The organism is Streptosporangium sp. NPDC006930 (assembly GCF_040635605.1).
In the GTDB taxonomy this organism is placed as follows: domain Bacteria; phylum Actinomycetota; class Actinomycetes; order Streptosporangiales; family Streptosporangiaceae; genus Streptosporangium.
Genome location: NZ_JBEYID010000008.1, coordinates 19996 through 35661, shown reverse-complemented (window position 1 = coordinate 35661; position 15666 = coordinate 19996). Strand labels below are relative to the sequence as shown.

The window sequence follows — 15666 nt, the reverse complement described above, 5'->3', positions numbered from 1 at the left end:
GGAGTGGCCACGACGTCGCGACCGGACAGGGAGATCGAACAGGGAAGGGGTCGCGACCTCGCGATCCGACGCCGGGCGGATCCACGACCGGCCCCTGGAACGGCGAACCGCCCGCGGCCCCGCGCCACGGCCCCTCCCTTCACGTGCGGGAGGGGTCCACGGGGCGGGCCGCGGGCGGCGGGGTGTCCTACTTGGCGTCGACGATCATCCCGGCGCCGACGGTGTTGTTGGTGGACTCGTCCACGAGGATGAAACCGCCGGTGAGGCGGTTGCGGGCGTAGTCGTCCACGAACAGCGGCCGGGTGACGCGGAGCGAGACCCGGCCGATCTCGTTGAGGCCGAGCGACTGGGCCGTCTCGTCCCGGTGCAGGGTGTTGACGTCCAGCCGGTAGTGCAGGTCCTTGACCAGGGCACGGGCCGTGCGGGTGGTGTGCTTGATGGTCAGCTTGGCGCGCGGTGCCAGCTTGGCCGTGTCGGCCATCCAGCAGATCATCGCCTCCAGCTCCTGGGAGACGTGCGGCTGGTTGTTCGGACGGCAGATCATGTCACCGCGCGAGATGTCGATGTCGTCCTCCAGCCGCAGGGTGACCGACATCGGCGGGAACGCCTCGTCGAGCGGCCCGTCGAAGGTGTCGATCGACGCGATGCGCGTGGCCAGCCCCGAGGGCAGGTGCATGACCTCGTCACCCGGCTTCAGCACCCCTCCGGCGACCTGGCCCGCGTAGCCGCGGTAGTCGTGGAGTGAGGGGTCGGTGGCCCGCTGCGGGCGGATGACGTACTGCACGGGGAAGCGCACGTCGACCAGGTTGCGGTCGGAGGCGATGTGCACGTGCTCCAGGTGGTGGAGCAGGGAGGACCCGTTGTACCAGGGCGTGTTCTCCGAACGGGACACCACGTTGTCGCCGTGCAGCGCCGAGATCGGGATGAACGTGAGGTCCGGCGCGTTCAGCTTGGAGGCGAACGCGGTGAACTCCTCACGGATCTCCTCGAACCGCTCCTGGGAGTAGTCGACCAGGTCCATCTTGTTGACGGCGAGGACCAGGTGCGGCACCCGCAGCAGGGTGGTGAGGAAGGCGTGCCGCCGCGACTGCTCAAGCACGCCCTTACGGGCGTCGATCAGGACGATCGCGAGGTCCGCGGTGGACGCTCCGGTGACCATGTTCCGGGTGTACTGAATGTGCCCGGGGGTGTCGGCGATGATGAACTTGCGCTTGGGAGTGGCGAAGTAGCGGTAGGCGACGTCGATCGTGATGCCCTGCTCCCGCTCGGCCCGCAGGCCGTCGGTGAGGAGCGACAGGTCGGTGTACTCGGTGCCGCGGTCACGGGAGGTGCGCTCGACGGCCTCCAGCTGGTCCTCGAAGATCGCCTTGGAGTCGAAGAGCAGCCGCCCGATGAGGGTCGACTTTCCGTCGTCGACACTTCCCGCCGTGGCGAAGCGAAGAATGTCCATTAGCGCTGCTCTCCAGAGGTCGTACGGCGTGCGCGGCCGGACCGCGCGGGAAGGGACTCGCGGTGGGCCGGGTGGACCGGGTCACACGGGGCGTCGAAGATTCGGACTCTCACTAGAAGTAGCCCTCCTTCTTGCGGTCCTCCATGGACGCCTCGGAGGCACGGTCGTCGGCGCGGGTGGCACCGCGCTCGGTGATCCGGGTCACCGCGATCTCCTCGATGATCTCCTCGACCGTCGCGGCACTCGACTGGACGGCGCCGGTGCAGGTCACGTCACCGACCGTCCGGTAGCGGACCGTCATCTCCAGGAGCGACTCGTCCTCGTCGCGGGTGATGAACTCGCTGTCGGCGAGCAGCATGCCGTCGCGTTCGAACACCTTGCGGGTGTGGGCGAAGTAGATCGAGGGAATCTCGATCCCCTCGCGCCGGATGTAGTCCCAGATGTCGAGCTCGGTCCAGTTGGACAGCGGGAACACGCGGATGTGCTCGCCCTTGCGGATCCTCGCGTTGTAGAGGTTCCACAGCTCGGGACGCTGGTTCTTGGGGTCCCACTGGCCGAAGTCGTCGCGGAAGGAGAACACGCGCTCCTTGGCACGGGCCTTCTCCTCGTCGCGGCGGGCGCCGCCGAACACCGCGTCGTACTCGTTCTCCTCGATCGCGTCCAGCAGCGTCGTGGTCTGGAGCCGGTTGCGTGAGGCTCTGCGGCCGGTCTCCTCGACGACGCGTCCGGCGTCGATGGAGTCCTGGACGCTGGCGACGACGAGGCGTGCGCCCAGCTCGGCGGCGCGGCGGTCGCGGAACTCGATGACCTCGGTGAAGTTGTGCCCGGTGTCGACGTGCATCAGAGGGAAGGGAATCGGCGCGGGCCAGAACGCCTTCTCCGCGATGCGGAGCATGACGATGGAGTCCTTGCCCCCGGAGAAGAGCAGACAGGGGCGCTCGAACTCCGCCGCGACCTCACGCATGATGTGAATAGCCTCTGCCTCGAGGACATCGAGCTGCGACGTGGTGTAGTCGCGCTGAAGCATCAGACTCTCCTAGCGGGGATTAGCGGTGCAGATCCCGGATTCCAGCGAGCAACGTTGACGCCAGTCCCGGTAGGGAAACAAGGATATCCGGCAGTGAGGGGTCGGGCCGGTTGTAGACCAGCGGCGAGCCGTCGATACGGCTCGCGTGGACCCCGGAGGCGAGGGCCACCGCGACGGGCGCGGCGGAGTCCCACTCGTACTGGCCGCCGGCGTGCACGTAGGCCTCGACCTCGCCGGTGAGCACGGCGGAGATCTTGGCACCCGCCGAACCGATCGGCACCAGGTCGGCGCCGGCGAGGCGGGCCAGGTTCTGGACGAACTCCGGCGGGCGGGTCCTGCTGACCGCGATCCTGGGCCTCGCGCCCGCGTCGGGGGTGGGCGGCACGGGGGGTTCGAGGGTGGAGAGCGTACGGCCCTGGGCGGGCAGCGCGACGGCTCCGGCCGTCAGTGTGCCGCGCTCCCAGAGCGCCACGTGGACCGCCCAGTCAGAGCGGCCCTCCTCGGCGAACTCACGGGTGCCGTCCAGCGGATCGATGATCCAGACCCGCTCGGCGCGCAGCCTGCGCGAGTCGAGACGCTCCTCGCTGGTCGCCTCCTCGGACAGCACACTGTCACCCGGACGCAACCGTGACAGGGCCTCCATGAGAAACACGTGGGAGGAGGCGTCGCCTTCCTTGCGAAGCTCGGACGGGTCGCCGAAGCCGCGCTCCGCGCGCAGCGCCGCCAGCTTCTCGCCGGCCGTTGTCGCCAGCTCGGCGGCGAGCTCGTGATCGTCGCGAACGGTCATCAGTATGCTCCAGCTCCTCGCGCGACAGCCGACCAAGTCTTCCACAGGATCTGCAGGTCCAGCATGAGGGACCAGCTCTCCACGTAACGCAGGTCCAATCGTACGGATTCCTCCCAAGAGAGGTCAGAACGGCCACTCACCTGCCAGAGGCCGGTCATGCCCGGCTTGACCAGTAATCGACGGCGGACGTCGTCACCGTACCTTGTGACCTCCTCGGGCAGTGGCGGCCGGGGGCCGACCAGCGACATATGCCCCAGAACCACGTTAATCAATTGAGGCAGTTCGTCCAGTGAGTGGCGGCGCAGCCGGGCGCCCAGCGGCGTCACCCTCGGATCATTACGGATCTTGAAAAGTGGGCCGGGGCCGTCGCTGGACAGGGCGATCTTCCTGCGCTCGGCGTCGGCGCGCATCGTCCGGAACTTGTAGATCGTGAACTCGGCACCGTCGCGCCCCACCCTCGTCTGCCGGAAGAACACCGGTCCCGGCCCCGAGGCCCGTACGGCCATCGCCACCCCCGCCAGCAGGGGCAGCAGCGCCGTCAGCAGCAGCCCGGCCCCCACCCGGTCGAACAGGTTCTTGAGCACCTGACGCAGGCCGGAGATCTCGGGGTGGTCCACGTGCAGCAACGGCAGTCCCGCCGCCGGGCGGATGGTGATCCGCGGCCCGGCCACCTCCATGAGGGCGGGGGCGACGATCAGGTCCGTGTCGGTCTTCTCCAGCCGCCAGGCCAGCCGCCGCAGCGCCACCCCGTCCATCTCCGGGCAGGCGAGCACGGCCACGGTGTCGGCCGAGACCCGCCCGACCGCGAGCGCGACCTCGGAGAGGTCGCCCAGGACGGGCACGCCCTCCACGTCGCCCATCCCGCCGCGCGGGATGCACGCCGCCACGACCTCCATGCCGTGGTAGCGCTCCCGGCGGAACCTGCGGACCAGCTCGGTGATCGCCGCCCGGTGACCCACCGCCACGACCCGCCGCATGCACCCGCCCCGCGCCCGCCTGCGGTGCAGGGAACGGCGCAGGGCGTACCTGGCGAGGAGGGTGAGCAGCGTCGTCAGCGGGAGCGCCAGCACCACGTAACCCCGGGCCACCTCGATCTTGGTGAGGTAGGCGCAGACTGCGAGGGCGGCGGTGAGCATGAAGCCGCACTGCAGGATCCGCTGGAACTCCTCCGAACCCAGGCCGATGAGCCGGGGCTCGTAGGCGCGGTTCAGCGCGACCACGCAGACCCAGACGACGGGCAGGGCCGCACTCAGCACGACGTACGGGAAGACGTAGGCGGTAACCTCGCCGAATCGAACGAACAGCGCGAGGGCTCCGGCCAGGGCGGCGCAGACGGTGTCGGCGGCGACGGCCGTCGCGCGGTGCTTCCGCACCCAGCCCGGTGTGCGCCGCCGCGCGACCGGAACCGCCCCGGCCTCCCGCACGGCCCCGGACCCGGCCTCCCGCACGGCCCCGGACCCGGCCTCCCGCACGGCCCCGGACCCGGCCTCCCGCACGACCGGGGCGGCCCCGGCCTCTCGCACGGCTCCGGACCCGCCTTCCTGCATGTCCGGGACGGCTTTCGCCTCGCCTTCCCGCACGACCGGCACGGCCTTCCCGTCGGCTTCCCGCGCGGCCTGGACGGCTCCCGACCCGCTCTCCTGTGCGGCCTGGAATGCGGTCACGTCGCGCACGCGCTCCCCCTGCGTAACCGTTCACGGACAGACAGTCATGGAATGCTAGCGGTGGCGGGAGAGACCAGAAGGTTGAAGACCGAAACGTATATCTCTGTGGATGTCGAGGCTGATGGTCCCATTCCGGGGCCGTATTCAATGATCAGCATGGGTATGACCGTGGCCGGGCGGATGACCGGAAAGGTCTTCGAGCCGGTGGATCCGCAGACCCTCACGCTCTACGCGGAGCTGCGGCCGATCAGCGACGACCATGTGCCCGAGGCGCTCGCCGTGAGCGGGCTCGACCGGGAGACGCTGATCCGCGAGGGCCGCGACCCGGCCGAGGCGATGCGGGGGGCCGCCGCGTGGATCCGCGAGGTGTGCGGGAACAGCTCGCCGGTGCTGGCGGCCTATCCGCTCTCCTACGACTGGATGTGGATTTACTGGTATTTCATGCGCTTCACCGGCGCCTCGCCGTTCGGGCATTCGCGGTGCATCGACCTCAAGACGCTGTACGCGGCCAAGGCAGGCGTACCGATCGGCTGGGCGACCAAGCGGCAGATGCCCGAGCACCTGCGGTCCCGGCGTCCGCACACCCACAACGCGCTTGACGACGCGATCGAGCAGGCCGAGCTGCTGCAGAATCTGATGGCGTTCGACCGCCGCTGACATCGGCCACGGGGAGCACGGCGCGAACACCCGGGCCTCCCTGGCGGGCCGCCCGTCCGGACGGACCGGCTCCCCGGACGGACCGGCTCTCCGGGCCGGCCGACCGTCCGAGTGCTCCGAGCGTCCGGGCGGGCCAACCGTCTGGGGGTCAACCGTCCGAGAGCCGGCTATCTGGGCGGGCCGGAGATGTTCAGGTCGCCGGCGTGGAAGGCGTTCTGGGTCGGCTCCAGGCCGACCTTGATCAGCGACTCCACCACGTCGGAGGCGCGGTCGACGAGGAAGGCGAGATCCTTGCGTTCGGCGGTGGCGAAGTCGCGCAGGACGTAGGCCGCGGCGTCCATCCGCCCTGGTGGGCGGCCGATGCCGAACCTCACCCGCAGGTAGTCCTTGGTCGCCAGCGACTTGGTGATCGACTTCAGCCCGTTGTGGCCGTTGTCGCCGCCGCCCAGCTTCGCCCTCAGCGCGCCGTAGGGGATGTCCAGCTCGTCGTGGACCACGACCACCCTGGCCGGGTCGACCTTGTAGAAGTCGGCCAGGGCCTTGACCGGCCCGCCGGAGAGGTTCATGAAGGACAGCGGCTTGGCCAGCACGGCGGGGACACCCGCCAGGCGGCCCTCCAGGACCTCCGCCCGCGACCTGTGCGCCTTGAACCGTCCCCCGGCTCGCGCGGCGAGCTCGTCCAGGACCATGAACCCCGCGTTGTGCCGGTTCCCGGCGTACTCCGGCCCGGGGTTTCCCAGGCCCACGACCAACCAGCGGTCCACGATCGACATCCCTTCACACGCGCGTCAGGGCGGCCCGGTCCCGGGCCGCCCTGACAGATCTAGCAGAGAAAACTACTCGGCGCTCCCGGAGCTCTCGCCCTCGGCGGCCGGAGCGGCCTCGGCCGTCTCGGCGGCCTCGCCCGCCGGCTCGGCGACCGGGGTCGGGGCGACGATGAGGACGAGCGCCTCGGGGTCTGCGGCGAGGGTCGTGCCCTTGGGCAGCTTCAGGTCGGCGGCGGTGATCTGGGTGCCGACCTCCAGGCCCTCGACGTCGACCTCGACGCCCTCGGGGATGTGGGTGGCCTCGGTCTCGACGGAGACGGAGACGAGCTGCTGGTCGAGGATGCCGTCGGCGACGTCGCCCACCACGGTGACGGGGATGTCGACGGTGACCTTCTCGCCGCGACGGACGAGGATGAGGTCGACGTGCTCCAGGAAGCCCTTGATCGGGTCGCGCTGGACCCCCTTGGGCAGGGCCAGCTCGGCCACGGCGCCCTCAAGGCGGATCAGCACGTTCGGCGTACGCAGGGCGAGCAGCAGCTCGTGACCCGGCAGGGACAGGTGCTGGGGCTCGGTGCCGTGCCCGTAGAGGACGACGGGGACCTTGTCCTCGCGACGGATCTTGCGGGCTGCGCCCTTGCCGAACTTGTCACGGAGTTCGGTGGTGATGACCACTTCGGACATGGCTGATCTCCTAGGGATCTCGGGAATCGGAAAGGTGCGCTCCCCCTCACCCGCCCTAGCGGAAGGCGTTACGAGCGCACGCAATCCCACAACCCTACCGTGTCAACGGTGACGCCAAACGCGTCGCGGTCCCGAACGCCCTCGGATGCCTCCGGAAAGGGCCTCACCGCGCTCCGGGAACGGGAAGGAGGACCGTCCCCGGGAACGCGCGCACGGCGGTTTCCCGGGGGACGGGACGGGGTGTCAGCTGTCGCCCTCGAAGAGGCTCGTCACCGAGCCGTCGCTGAAGACCTCGTTGATGGCGCGGGCGATCAGGGGGGCGATCGACAGCACGGTGAGCTTGTCGAACCTCTTCTCCTCGGGCAGCGGCACCGTGTCGGTGACGATGACCTCGGAGATTCCGGAGTTCTTCAGCCGGTCGACCGCGGGGTCGGAGAACACCGCGTGGGTGGCGGCCACGACCACGTTGGTCGCGCCCTGCTCGTACAGCGCGTCGGCCGCCTTGCAGATCGTCCCCGCGGTGTCGATCATGTCGTCGATCAGCACACAGGTCCGGCCCCGCACCCGGCCGACGACCTCGTTCACCTTCACCTGGTTGGCCACGTCGAGGTCGCGGCGCTTGTGGATGAAGGCGAGCGGGGTGCCCAGCGTGTCGGCCCAGCGCTCCGAGAGCCGCACCCGGCCGGTGTCGGGCGAGACGACCGTGGTGGTGGCGAGGTCGAGCTTGTCCTTGAGGTAGTTGACCAGGACGGGCATCGCGAACAGGTGGTCCACCGGGCCGTCGAAGAAACCTTGGATCTGGGAGGTGTGCAGGTCGATCGACATCAGCCGGTCGGCCCCGGCCGTCTTGAACATGTCGGCCATGAGGCGGGCGGTGATGGGCTCGCGGCCCCGGCCCTTCTTGTCCTGGCGGGCGTAGCCGTAGAACGGCATGATCACGGTGATCCGTTTGGCGGAGGCGCGCTTGAGTGCGTCCACCATGATCAGCTGTTCCATGATCCACTGGTTGATCGGCCAGGTGTGGCTCTGCATGACGAACGCGTCGCAGCCGCGGACCGACTCCTGGTAGCGGGCGTAGATCTCCCCGTTGGCGAAGTCGCGCAGCGTGGTCGGCGCCGCGTCGACCCCGAGGTGGCTCGCCACCGCGTCCGCCAGCTCCGGGTGCGCGCGTCCGGAGAAGAACATCAGGTTCTTCTCACCGGTCTTCTTGATGCCGCTCATGCCGTCCCCCTCGACTGAGAGCCCGCCGATGCCCGCGCGACGCCGCCGTGCCCACCGGACTGCCCACCGGGCCGCCCACCGGGCCGCTCGCTTCGCTCACTCACGTCTGGCTCCCCTGCTGTTCCCCGGCCTCGGCGGCCCGTAGCGCCGCCTCGGCCGATCTGGTGCCCGCGCGCCTGCGCGCGACCCACCCTTCGATGTTGCGCTGCCGCGCGCGCGCCACCCCGATCGCTCCCGGGGGGACGTCTCCGTCGATGACCGAGCCCGCGGCCGTGTACGCGCCGTCGCCGATCGTGACCGGCGCGACGAGCATGGTGTCGCACCCGACGAAGGCGTTCTCTCCCACCGTCGTGTGGTGCTTGTTGACCCCGTCGTAGTTGACGAAGATCGCCGAAGCACCGATGTTGGCGCCCGCACCGATCGTGGCGTCGCCCACGTAGCTCAGGTGTGGCACCTTGGCACCCTCACCGACCTGCGCGTTCTTCATCTCAACGTACGTCCCCGCCTTCGCCTTTCGAGCCAGGACCGTGCCGGGGCGCAGGTAGGCGTACGGCCCGACCAGGGCCTCGGGGCCGATCACGGCGTCGACGCAGACGGCGTTGCGCACCAGCGCGCCCTCTCCGACGATCGTGTCGGTCAGGGTGCTGGCGGGGCCGATCTCCGCGCCCCCGGCGACCGTCGTGCAGCCGTGCAGCTGGGTCCCGGGATGGATCACCACGTCCGCTTCGAGGATGACGTCGGCGTCGACCCATGTGGTGGCCGGGTCGATCACGGTCACCCCGGCCCGCATGTGGGCCTCCAGCAGGCGCGCGTTGAGCACCTTTCGGGCGAACGCCAGCTGCACGCGGTCGTTGACGCCCTCCACCTCCACGTAGTCGGCCGCGATGTGCGCGCCGACCCTGTGGCCGTCCTCCCGCAGGATCGCGAGGACGTCGGTGAGGTACTCCTCGCCCTGGGCGTTGGAGGTGGACACCCGCTTGACCGCGTCGGCGAGCAGGAGGCCGTCGAAGGCGTAGACGCCGGAGTTCATCTCCTTGATCGCCCGCTGCGCGGGGTTCGCGTCCTTCTCCTCGACGATCTCCAGGACCGCTCCCGAGGCGTCGCGGACGATCCGGCCGTAGCCGCGCGGATCGGGGACCTCGGCCGTCAGCACGGTGACGGCGTTGCCGTCCTCCCCGTGCCGTTCGAGCAGGGCGGCGAGGGTCTCGGCGCGCAGCAGCGGCGTGTCGCCGTACGTCACCAGGACGGTGCCGTCGATGGTGCCGGTCGCCTCCAGTGCGGTCCTGACGGCGTGGCCGGTGCCCTTCTGCTCGGTCTGGACGACGGTCCGCGCCTCGGGATCGGCCCCGGTCAGGTGCGCCTGGACCCGCTCCCTCTCGTGGCCGATGACGACGACGAGCCGCTCGGGTTCGAGGTCCCTGGCGGCGGCGAGCACATGGTCGACCAGGGCGCGGCCGCACAGCTCATGGAGGATCTTCGGTGTTCTCGACTTCATCCGGGTGCCCTCGCCTGCGGCGAGGACGATGACGGCTGCCGGGCGCGGCACACTCACGGACGAGGCTCCCTCGGCGTCGCGACTGAGACATGGCGAAGCGTGGTGACGGACGGCTACCCCGGGGGGCGGCGTCCTCACCTGCTCGACACCGTGAGGATACATTCCCCCCCGGGAAGCCAGTCAGCCGACCAGCCGAGGAATAAAACAGACAGAAATGGATTGCTCCGGCACCAGGACTCGAACCTGGACAACAAGGACCAAAACCTTGCGGGCTGCCAATTACCCAATGCCGGACCGGTCGGGCGATCGGGACGGAACCCGTACGCCCGGCACCCCTACGATACAGAGCCCGCACCGCCGAACGCGCCCCGTTTTGGCACCCGCTTCCGCGACCCGCCCCCGCGGCCCGCACAACCGGGCACGCGCTCGGTCGCCCGATCCCCCCGGGCATCCCGGACGCCTCAGGGGACACGAACCCCCCGGGCGTCACCGGCTTCACGGGCGGGCGCACGCGGCATCCTCGTTTAGCAGGTCAGCCGAGGGTAGAACAAGTGATGGACCCGCTACGGAGTGAATCCCAGAGAGTCATGTTCCTGACATTAGGCGCTTAGGTGTTCCTAACTTACGATTGCGTAGGTTACGGTTGCGTAGCCGGACATGAGTCCTTGCCTTTTCCGAGCCACCGCGAGGTAGCGCATGACCCTCATCGAAGAGCGCCCTGCTCAGGGCCCAAAACCTGACATCGACCCCGAGCGGAAGACCCTGCCCGAGATCATCACCTTCGGGGTGGTGGTCGGCGCCCCGCTGATCGCGCTGGTCGTGGCCATCCCGTTCGCCTGGGGGTGGGGGCTCGGCTGGTCCGACGTCATCATCGCGAGCGTCTTCTACGTGGTCACCGGACTGGGCGTCACCGTCGGCCTGCACCGCCACTTCACGCACGGTTCGTTCAAGGCCAAGCGCCCGCTGAAGATCGCGTTGGGCATCGCCGGCAGCCTCTCCATGGAGATGTCGGTGCTCGACTGGGTGGCCACCCACCGCAAGCACCACAAGTTCTCCGACAAGGAGGGCGACCCGCACTCGCCGTGGCGCTTCGGCACGGGCTTCGTGGCCGTGGCCAAGGGTCTGCTCTGGGCACACATGGGCTGGCTGTTCGAGGCCGACAGGGCCAACCGCGAGAAGTACGCGCCCGACCTGGTCAAGGACCCGGACATCATCAAGCTGCACAAGCTCTTCCCCGTGCTGGCGATCACCACGATGGTGATGCCCGCCCTGCTGGGCGGCCTGCTGACCTGGTCGTGGTGGGGCATGGCGACCGGCTTCTTCTGGGGCACGCTGGTCAGGATCGGCCTGCTGCACCACGTGACCTGGTCGATCAACTCCATCTGCCACGTCTTCGGCGAGGAGGCCTTCGAGTCGCGTGACAAGTCGCGCAACGTGTGGTGGCTCGCCATCCCCTCCTTCGGCGAGTCCTGGCACAACCTGCACCACTCCGACCCGACCTGCGCCCGGCACGGCGTGTTGAAGGGGCAGATCGACCTCAGCGCGGGCGTCATCCGCTGGTTCGAGAAGGCCGGATGGGCCTACGACGTGCGCTGGCCGACGCCCGAGCGCCTCGCCGCCAAGCGCATCGCCGCCTGACCCGGGGTTCGGGTCCCGTCCGGGAGCGGGGGAACGCCATTATTAGAGACGTGAGCGAACCCCGACGGCGCATGTCAGGTAAGGAACGCCGGGAACAGCTGATCCAGATCAGCAGGACCCTGTTCGCGGAGAAAGGGTTCGACGGCACATCGGTCGAGGAGATCGCGGCGACCGCGAACGTCTCCAAACCGGTGGTCTACGAGCACTTCGGCGGTAAGGAGGGCGTGTACGCGGTCGTCATCGACCGGGAGATGCAGAAGTTACTGAGCCTGGTGACCGAGGCGCTGTCCGCCTCGCACTCGCTGATCAAGCTGGAGAGGGCGGCTCTCGCCCTGCTGGCCTACGTGGAGGAGAACAGCGAGGGTTTCCGCATCCTCGTCCGTGACTCGCACGCCGCCTCGGGGACCGGCACGTTCGCCAGCCTGATCAACGACATCGCCAGCCAGGTCGAGGACGTCATGGTCGACGAGTTCGTCGAGCGAGGCTACGACCCCCAACTGGCTCCCATGTACGCCCAGATGCTGGTCGGCATGGTGGCGCTGACCGGCCAGTGGTGGCTGGACGTGCGCAGACCGGCGCGCGAGGAGGTCGCCGCCCACCTGGTCAACCTGGCCTGGAACGGTCTGACCGGCCTGGATCCCAACCCCCGGCTGACCGCGGCCTCGCGCGGCCTGGAGCACCGGCTCGCCCATCCCCAGCCGCGCCCGTCCGAACCCCACCCGTCCGGCCCCCGGCCGCGCGCCACCGGGCCGGAGCCGAAAGAGCCGGAGCCGAAAGAGCCGGAGCCTCCCCCGGAAGAGTCGCCGCCCCTGACGGAAAAGGAGATCCGGGAGCTGGAGAAGGCCCGCGAGCGGGAGCTGAAGAACCAGGAGAAGCTGCGCGAGCGCGAGCTCAAGGAGCAGGAGAAGGCCCGCGAGCGCGAGCGGCGCGAGGCCGAGAAGCTCGCCAAAGACCTGGAGAAGATCCGGCTCCGCGAGCAGCGGGAGCTGGAGAAGGTGCGCGAGCGGGAGTATCGGGAGCAGCAGCGGCTGCTCAGGGAGCAGGAGAAGGCCCGCGAGCGGGAGCTGCGAGATCTGGAGAAGGCGCAGCTCAAGGAGGCCAGGGCCGCCGGCGACGGCCGCAGGCACGCGAGCTCCGTCGATGCGGGGCGGGAAAAGCTTGAACCAAGTGAGTAAGCAACAGCGCTCGTTGAGACGAAGTTAACGTTCCGTTCAACCAAAGCGGGCATTCTGGTCATATGTCCGCTGAACTCGTTCGCCCGGCCCCCGATGGGCTCTCTCTACCCCAGGAACGCTTCCTCAACCGGGAGGAGAGCTGGCTCCAGTTCAACCAGCGAGTCCTGGAGCTGGCGGAAGATCCGTCACTGCCCCTGCTCGAACGGGTTCGGTTCCTCGCCATCTTCGCCAGCAACCTCGACGAGTTCTTCCGCGTGCGGGTGGCCGGGTTGAAACGACGGATGGCCACCGGCCTGCTGCTCCGCACGAAGAGCGGGCTGAAACCGCGTGAAGAGCTGGCGAGGATCGCGGCCATCGCCAACGACCTCGCGCAGCGGCAGTCGGCCTGCTTCCACGAGCGGATCTGCCCGCAGCTGGGCGCCGAGGGCATCGAGATCGTGCGCTGGGACGATCTGGGCCGCGACGAGCGCAGCGAGATGCGCAAGCTCTTCAGGGAGCGGATCAGGCCGGTGCTGACGCCCCTCGCCGTCGACCCCGCCCATCCCTTTCCGTACATCTCGGGCCTGTCCCTGAACCTGGCCGTCACCGTCCGCAACCCCTCGACGGGCAACACGGTCTTCGCCAGGGTGAAGGTGCCCAGCCAGCTCCCCCGCTTCGTCACCGCCTCCAGGGACCGCTTCGTCCCGCTGGAGGACGTGATCGCCGCCCACCTCGGACAGCTGTTCAAGGGCATGGAGATCGTCGAGCACCACGTCTTCCGGGTGACCCGCAACGAGGACCTCGACGTCGACGAGGACGTCACGGAGAACCTCATGCAGGCGCTGGAGCGCGAGCTGCTCAAGCGCCGCTTCGGCCCCCCGGTCCGGCTGGAGGTCGAGGACACCATCACGCCCGAGGTGCTCGACCTGCTGGTGGACGAGCTGGGGGTCGCCGAGCACGAGATCTACCGGCTGCCGGGGCCGCTGGACCTGACCGGGCTGCACGCGATCGCCGACCTGGACCGGGGCGAGCTGAGCTTCCGCCCGTTCGTGCCCGCGGAGGTCGTGCACGTCGAGGACGACATCTTCGCGGTGTTGCGCGAGCGGGACGTGCTGCTGCACCACCCGTACGACTCGTTCTCCACGAGCGTGCAGCGGTTCATCGAGCAGGCCGCGGCCGACCCTGCCGTGCTCGCCATCAAGCAGACGCTCTACCGCACCAGCGGCGACTCGCCGATCGTGGACGCGCTGATCGACGCCGCCGAAGCGGGCAAGCAGGTCGTCGTGGTGGTGGAGATCAAGGCCAGGTTCGACGAGCACGCCAACATCACCTGGGCGCGCAAGCTGGAGCGGGCCGGATGCCACGTGGTCTACGGCGTCGTGGGCCTGAAGACCCACTGCAAGCTCGCCCTGGTCGTGCGCCAGGAGCCCTCGGGCGAACTGCGCAGCTACTGCCACATCGGCACGGGGAACTACAACCCCAAGACCGCCAGGCTGTACGAGGACCTCGGCCTGCTCACCGCCGACCGGCTGGTCGGCGAGGACGTCACGGACCTGTTCATCCACCTCACCGGCTACTCCAACCACTCGGCCTACCGGCGGCTGCTCGTCGCCCCGCACTCCATGCGCGGCGGTCTGCTGGCCAGGATCGAGCGGGAGATCTCCCACCAGGAGGCGGGACGGCCGGCCAGGATCAGGATGAAGACGAACTCCCTGGTGGACGAGCCCATCATCGACGCCCTCTACCGGGCGTCACAGGCCGGCGTACCGGTGGACCTGTGGGTGCGCGGGGTCTGCACGCTCCGCCCCGGTGTCCCCGAGCTGTCGGAGAACATCAGGGTGAGGAGCGTCCTGGGCCGGTTCCTCGAACACTCGCGGATCTACGAGTTCGGCCACGGCCGGCGCCCGGAGATCTGGATCGGCAGCGGTGACATGATGCGCCGCAACATCGAACGCAGGGTGGAGACGCTGGTCAAGGTCTCCAGCCAGCAGCAGCGCAACTATCTCAGCGACCTGCTGGACCGGGCCATGTCGGACGACACCGCGACCTGGTGGCTCAACTCCGACGGCACCTGGACCCGGCACCCCGGCGACGACCTGCAGACCTATCTGATCGGCACCCGCAGGTGGAGAGCGATCGATGACTGAGCACGGCCCCCACCCGGACGACATGATCCACGCGGCCGGGGCGGTCATCTGGCGCGGCTCCCCCGACGCGCCGGAGGTCGCACTCGTCCACCGGCCCAAGTACGACGACTGGTCGTTTCCCAAGGGGAAGCTGAAGCGCGGTGAGCACCCCGTCGCCGGCGCGCTGCGGGAGGTGGCCGAGGAGACGGGCCTCACCGTGGAGTTCGGCCGGTCGCTGCCGTCGAGCCACTATTTCAAGGGCGGGCGGCCCAAGCGGGTCGACTACTGGCTGGCCAGGATGGTCTCCGAGGGCGGTCGCACCGACACCCGCGAGGTCGACGGCGTGGCCTGGCTACCGGTGGAGGAGGCCGCACGGCGCCTGACCTACGAGTGGGACGCCGGACTGCTCCGCGCACTCGGCGAGGCGCAGGCGCCCCTCGCGACCACCCCGCTCGTGCTGGTACGGCACGCCCTGGCGGGAAACCGGCAGGACTGGAAGGGCGACGACGACGACCGGCCGCTCGACGGGCGCGGGCGCGGGCAGTCCGAGGTGCTGGCGAGCGTGCTGGGCGCCTTCCGCCCCGCGGAGCTGGTCAGCTCACCCAGCAGGCGGTGCGTACAGACCCTGGAGCCGTACGCCGAGCGGGCCGGCCTGCCGATCCGGCTCGAATCCGTCCTGTCGGAGAACGGTTACGACTGCCGGGCCTCCCTGTGCCTGGCCACGGAGGCGATGGCCTCGAACCGGCCCGTCGCGCTCTGCAGCCACGGCAAGGTCCTGCCCGAGTTGATCGCCGGACTCGACGAACGGGCGGGTGGCACGCGGCTGGCCAAGGGCGCGTTCATGGTGCTGCACCACACCGGCGGCGACGTCGTGGCCGTGGACGCCTACGACGTCTGACGGCACGCCGGAGGCGTCGGCCGTCCCTCCATGAGGGACCTCGTGCCGCCGGAGCTCACCGTGGCCGAGACGCCGGGTGGGGACGGCCGGGTGAGGTCGTC

General features: G+C 69.4%; 13 protein-coding genes and 1 tRNA gene. 5 read left to right on the top strand and 9 right to left on the bottom strand.

The genetic code is table 11. From position 1 onward, the window contains the following. Positions 1 to 187: 187 nt before the first annotated feature. The 4 genes from cysN to ABZ664_RS16045 all read right to left on the bottom strand — a co-directional run bounded on the left by cysN (position 188) and on the right by ABZ664_RS16045 (position 4928). On the bottom strand, positions 188 to 1450 hold the full coding sequence (cysN, locus tag ABZ664_RS16060; RefSeq protein WP_362509353.1) for a sulfate adenylyltransferase subunit CysN: 1263 nt from the start codon (positions 1448 to 1450) through the stop codon (positions 188 to 190). Between the two features lie 112 nt (positions 1451 to 1562). Next, positions 1563 to 2477 (bottom strand): sulfate adenylyltransferase subunit CysD, encoded by a 915-nt coding sequence (gene cysD, locus ABZ664_RS16055; protein ID WP_362509350.1) that lies wholly within the window; start codon positions 2475 to 2477, stop codon positions 1563 to 1565. A 19-nt stretch (positions 2478 to 2496) separates the two neighbouring features. Beyond that, a complete protein-coding gene (locus tag ABZ664_RS16050) occupies positions 2497 to 3264 on the bottom strand; it encodes a 3'(2'),5'-bisphosphate nucleotidase CysQ (RefSeq protein ID WP_362509347.1) in 768 nt (255 codons plus the stop codon). Beyond that, a complete protein-coding gene (locus tag ABZ664_RS16045) occupies positions 3264 to 4928 on the bottom strand; it encodes a sugar transferase (RefSeq protein WP_362509344.1) in 1665 nt (554 codons plus the stop codon). The genes ABZ664_RS16050 and ABZ664_RS16045 overlap by 1 nt, the downstream gene beginning before the upstream one ends. A gap of 156 nt (positions 4929 to 5084) precedes the next feature. Here ABZ664_RS16045 and ABZ664_RS16040 point away from each other — a divergent pair, with 156 nt between their 5' ends. Continuing rightward, on the top strand, positions 5085 to 5585 hold the full coding sequence (locus ABZ664_RS16040; protein ID WP_362509341.1) for an exonuclease: 501 nt from the start codon (positions 5085 to 5087) through the stop codon (positions 5583 to 5585). Positions 5586 to 5752: 167 nt separating this feature from the next. Here the strand turns inward: ABZ664_RS16040 and pth are convergent, their stop codons facing one another. From pth to ABZ664_RS16015, 5 genes are all read right to left on the bottom strand, one after another. Beyond that, on the bottom strand, positions 5753 to 6358 hold the full coding sequence (pth, locus tag ABZ664_RS16035) for an aminoacyl-tRNA hydrolase (RefSeq protein ID WP_362509339.1): 606 nt from the start codon (positions 6356 to 6358) through the stop codon (positions 5753 to 5755). A gap of 63 nt (positions 6359 to 6421) precedes the next feature. Beyond that, on the bottom strand, positions 6422 to 7033 hold the full coding sequence (locus ABZ664_RS16030; RefSeq protein ID WP_362509336.1) for a 50S ribosomal protein L25/general stress protein Ctc: 612 nt from the start codon (positions 7031 to 7033) through the stop codon (positions 6422 to 6424). 243 nt (positions 7034 to 7276) lie between these two features. Further along, a complete protein-coding gene (locus tag ABZ664_RS16025) occupies positions 7277 to 8254 on the bottom strand; it encodes a ribose-phosphate diphosphokinase (RefSeq protein ID WP_362509333.1) in 978 nt (325 codons plus the stop codon). Positions 8255 to 8354: 100 nt separating this feature from the next. Continuing rightward, on the bottom strand, positions 8355 to 9806 hold the full coding sequence (glmU, locus tag ABZ664_RS16020) for a bifunctional UDP-N-acetylglucosamine diphosphorylase/glucosamine-1-phosphate N-acetyltransferase GlmU (protein ID WP_362509329.1): 1452 nt from the start codon (positions 9804 to 9806) through the stop codon (positions 8355 to 8357). Positions 9807 to 9971: 165 nt separating this feature from the next. Beyond that, a tRNA-Gln gene (locus ABZ664_RS16015) sits at positions 9972 to 10043 on the bottom strand. Positions 10044 to 10445: 402 nt separating this feature from the next. Between ABZ664_RS16015 and ABZ664_RS16010 the strand changes: the two genes are divergently transcribed. The 4 genes from ABZ664_RS16010 to ABZ664_RS15995 all read left to right on the top strand — a co-directional run bounded on the left by ABZ664_RS16010 (position 10446) and on the right by ABZ664_RS15995 (position 15565). Next, positions 10446 to 11387 (top strand): fatty acid desaturase, encoded by a 942-nt coding sequence (locus tag ABZ664_RS16010; protein WP_362509326.1) that lies wholly within the window; start codon positions 10446 to 10448, stop codon positions 11385 to 11387. A 50-nt stretch (positions 11388 to 11437) separates the two neighbouring features. Then, a complete protein-coding gene (locus ABZ664_RS16005) occupies positions 11438 to 12562 on the top strand; it encodes a TetR family transcriptional regulator (protein ID WP_362509323.1) in 1125 nt (374 codons plus the stop codon). A gap of 62 nt (positions 12563 to 12624) precedes the next feature. Beyond that, a complete protein-coding gene (locus ABZ664_RS16000; RefSeq protein ID WP_362509320.1) occupies positions 12625 to 14688 on the top strand; it encodes an RNA degradosome polyphosphate kinase in 2064 nt (687 codons plus the stop codon). Next, positions 14681 to 15565 (top strand): NUDIX hydrolase, encoded by an 885-nt coding sequence (locus ABZ664_RS15995; protein ID WP_362509317.1) that lies wholly within the window; start codon positions 14681 to 14683, stop codon positions 15563 to 15565. Before ABZ664_RS16000 ends, ABZ664_RS15995 begins: the two co-directional genes overlap by 8 nt. The last annotated feature ends 101 nt before the right edge of the window (positions 15566 to 15666 follow it).

Excerpts from the sequence above, each read along its gene's own strand:
- cysN (WP_362509353.1), bottom strand. The coding sequence starts at position 1,450 with ATGGACATTCTTCGCTTCGCCACGGCGGGAAGTGTCGACGACGGAAAG.
- cysD (WP_362509350.1), bottom strand. The coding sequence starts at position 2,477 with ATGCTTCAGCGCGACTACACCACGTCGCAGCTCGATGTCCTCGAGGCA.
- ABZ664_RS16050 (WP_362509347.1), bottom strand. The coding sequence starts at position 3,264 with ATGACCGTTCGCGACGATCACGAGCTCGCCGCCGAGCTGGCGACAACG.
- ABZ664_RS16040 (WP_362509341.1), top strand. The coding sequence starts at position 5,085 with ATGGGTATGACCGTGGCCGGGCGGATGACCGGAAAGGTCTTCGAGCCG.
- pth (WP_362509339.1), bottom strand. The coding sequence starts at position 6,358 with ATGTCGATCGTGGACCGCTGGTTGGTCGTGGGCCTGGGAAACCCCGGG.
- ABZ664_RS16030 (WP_362509336.1), bottom strand. The coding sequence starts at position 7,033 with ATGTCCGAAGTGGTCATCACCACCGAACTCCGTGACAAGTTCGGCAAG.
- ABZ664_RS16025 (WP_362509333.1), bottom strand. The coding sequence starts at position 8,254 with ATGAGCGGCATCAAGAAGACCGGTGAGAAGAACCTGATGTTCTTCTCC.
- ABZ664_RS16010 (WP_362509326.1), top strand. The coding sequence starts at position 10,446 with ATGACCCTCATCGAAGAGCGCCCTGCTCAGGGCCCAAAACCTGACATC.
- ABZ664_RS16000 (WP_362509320.1), top strand. The coding sequence starts at position 12,625 with ATGTCCGCTGAACTCGTTCGCCCGGCCCCCGATGGGCTCTCTCTACCC.
- ABZ664_RS15995 (WP_362509317.1), top strand. The coding sequence starts at position 14,681 with ATGACTGAGCACGGCCCCCACCCGGACGACATGATCCACGCGGCCGGG.